At 54.9% G+C, this 2,855-nt stretch carries 2 protein-coding genes; both read right to left on the bottom strand.

Annotation, left to right across the window (positions count from 1 at the left end):
• Nucleotides 1-172: 172 nt before the first annotated feature.
• Nucleotides 173-1,276: an Ldh family oxidoreductase gene (locus VAE48_RS09035; RefSeq protein WP_322792998.1), complete on the bottom strand. Its 1,104-nt coding sequence runs from the start codon at nt 1,274-1,276 to the stop codon at nt 173-175.
• A 38-nt stretch (nt 1,277-1,314) separates the two neighbouring features.
• On the bottom strand, nt 1,315-2,855 hold a 1,541-nt coding region (locus VAE48_RS09040; protein ID WP_322792999.1), incomplete at its 5' end, for a DNA gyrase subunit B.

A 2,855-nucleotide genomic window follows, 5' to 3' on the forward strand; every position in this document is an offset into this window, starting at 1 on the left:
CAATTTTGGAAAACGTCCGGTGCGCCTGGCTTTGGGCGGCATGGTGCGGCGGGCAGGCTGGAAACTGATCGTGTCCAACCGGCGCGACTAACTGCCACCCTTAAAGGATGGTATGCTGCTTCCGCTGGAGGGCTATGAAGTCCTGATTCTGCTGCAAGAAACCTGATCGGCTTTATTCTTCTTCGCCGGTGGTTTCTCCCAGCACTTCCAGATCAAACGGCACGCCAACCTGCTCACCGGCTTCGCGTAAGCCTTTTACCACCTCGACCAGCAGGGGAATGCCCCGTTGACGGTTCAAAGCCTCTAATTCAAATTCTTTTTCGCCGTGAATGTAGATGCGTTCCTGCCCTTCGGCTTTGGGAGCGTTTTTGAGGGTTTGGATCAGGCGGTCTAAATCGGCTTTGAATTCCTGCGGGTCGCGGAAGGCATCAATGCGGATGGCAGCAAAGAAATGGCCGACATTGGCGGGCTGATCTTTGCCAACCGAACCCACAAAAGGTCCGGTAGCCGCCCCGGAAAGCACCCCAGAGAAGATGTCCACCCACAAGGCCAGACCATAACCTTTGTACCCGCGCATGAGGTCGGTACCGCCTAATGGCAATAAGGCTCCACCCTGCAGCACGGCTTTGGGATCGGTGGTCACCTGACCGTTCTGGTCAATTCCCCAGCCTTCGGGAATCTTTTCACCGGCTTTGTCGTAAACGGTAATTTTGCCGATGGGGACAATGCTGGTTGCCATGTCCAGCACATAGGGTCGTTCATGCAAGGCGGGGGCTGCCACAGCGATGGGGTTGGTGCCGAGAATACGGCTGCGCCCATAGGTTGGAGCTACCAGCGGCTGGGCATTGGTAAAGGAAATGCCGATCATATCGTGAGGCAGTGCCATCATGGCGTAATAACCGGCAATGCCGTAGTGATTGCTGTTGCGTACCGAAGCAAGCGCAACTCCGTTTTCATGGGCTTTTTGGATGACACGCTGCATGGTGTGGTAACCGACCACCATCCCCAGTCCGTTTCCGCCGTCCACCAGCAGGGTGGTGGGGGTTTCCCGTACGATCTGGTAGGGGGACGCCGGATCAATCAGCCCTTTCAGGATGCGGCTGCCGTAGTAACTATGCAGGCGGATGATGCCGTGTGAACTGACCCCGCGTAAATCGGCTGAAATTAACACGTCCGCAGCGATGCGGGCGTGTTGTTCGGTCACATTCAGGCGGGTAAAGAAACGGATGATGTAGTCTCTTAAATCATCGGCACGGAATAATTGAGCAAGCGGCATGGTTGACCTCCTCCAAATTGGCGAAATTTGAATCAGGTTTATACGTCCAGATTGCGAACGCTGCGGGCATGGGTGGTGATGAAGCGGGTGCGGGGTGGGACGGCTTCACCCATCAGCATGTCAAAGGTGCGGTCGGCTGCGGCAGCATCTTCGATGGTGACCGATAGCAGCGTGCGATTGGCGGGGTTCATGGTGGTTTCCCACAATTGCTGGGGGTTCATCTCCCCCAACCCTTTATAGCGCTGAATGGAGACTTTATCAGCCGCAACCCCCAATTCTTTGAGCGCTTTATCCTTTTCCGCTTCGGTATACACATATTTAACCTGATTTTTGTAGGCAATGCGGTAGAGGGGCGGTTGAGCAATGTAGAGATGCCCCGCCTCGATGAGCGGCTGCATGTAGCGGAAGAAAAAGGTGAGCAACAGGGTGCGAATGTGGCTGCCATCCACATCCGCATCGGTCATGATGATCACCCGACCGTAGCGTAAGCCGGAAAGATCAAAGTTCTCGCCAATACCGGTGCCCAATGCGGAAATGAGGGCTTTGACTTCATTGTTGGAGAGGATTTTATCCAAACGGGCGCGTTCGGTGTTGAGGATCTTCCCGCGCAACGGTAAAATGGCCTGAAAATGGCGGTCGCGCCCCTGTTTGGCAGAACCGCCGGCGCTTTCTCCCTCAACGATGTACAATTCGGTTTTGTTGGGGTCACGTTCCGAGCAGTCCGCCAGTTTACCGGGCAGAGTCAGGCTCTCCAAAGCGGATTTACGAATGACCAGGTCGCGCGCTTTGCGGGCAGCATCTCGGGCGCGGGCAGAAGTGAGGCACTTTTGGACAATGGCGCGCGCAGCGGAGGGGTTTTCTTCCAAGAAGGCATAAAATGCCTCACCAACCACCTGCTGAACGTAGGTCTGCACCTCGGGATTCATCAATTTGACCTTGGTCTGGCTTTCAAACTGCGGGTCGGGGTGTTTAATACTGACGATGGCGGTCATGCCTTCGCGCGTATCGTCGCCGGTGAAGTTGGGGTCAGCGTCCTTCAGCAGGCTGGTGCGGCGGGCATAGTCGTTGACTACACGGGTAATTGCGGTGCGCAGGCCGGTCATATGGGTTCCGCCGTCAATGGTGTTGATGGTGTTGGCAAAGGAATAAACTGATTCGGCGTAGGCATCCGTATATTGCACAGCAACCTCAATGCCGATATTGTCCACCTCTTTCTCCACAAAAAAGACCGGATGCAGCGTTGTGCGGTTGCGGTTCAGGTAGCGAACAAATGAAATGATGCCGCCCTCAAAGTAATAGGTGGTTTCGCGGTTACTGCGCTCATCCACCAGCCGAATCAATACCCTGCGGGTGACAAAGGCCATTTCGCGAAAGCGCTGGCTGAGGGTTTCAAATTTGTAATCCACCTCATCCTTGAAAATTTCGCGGTCAAATTTGAAAGTGGTAATGGTGCCGGTGCGGTTCGGCTCACATTTGCCAATGACCTTGACGGCTTCCTGCGGAACGCCGCGCTCGTAACGCTGAAAGTGCTGTTGTCCATTGCGAAAGACGATCACTTCGCACCATTCCGAAAGCGCAT

The sequence above is a fragment of the Bellilinea sp. genome (assembly GCF_034432615.1).
Taxonomy (GTDB): domain Bacteria; phylum Chloroflexota; class Anaerolineae; order Anaerolineales; family Anaerolineaceae; genus Bellilinea.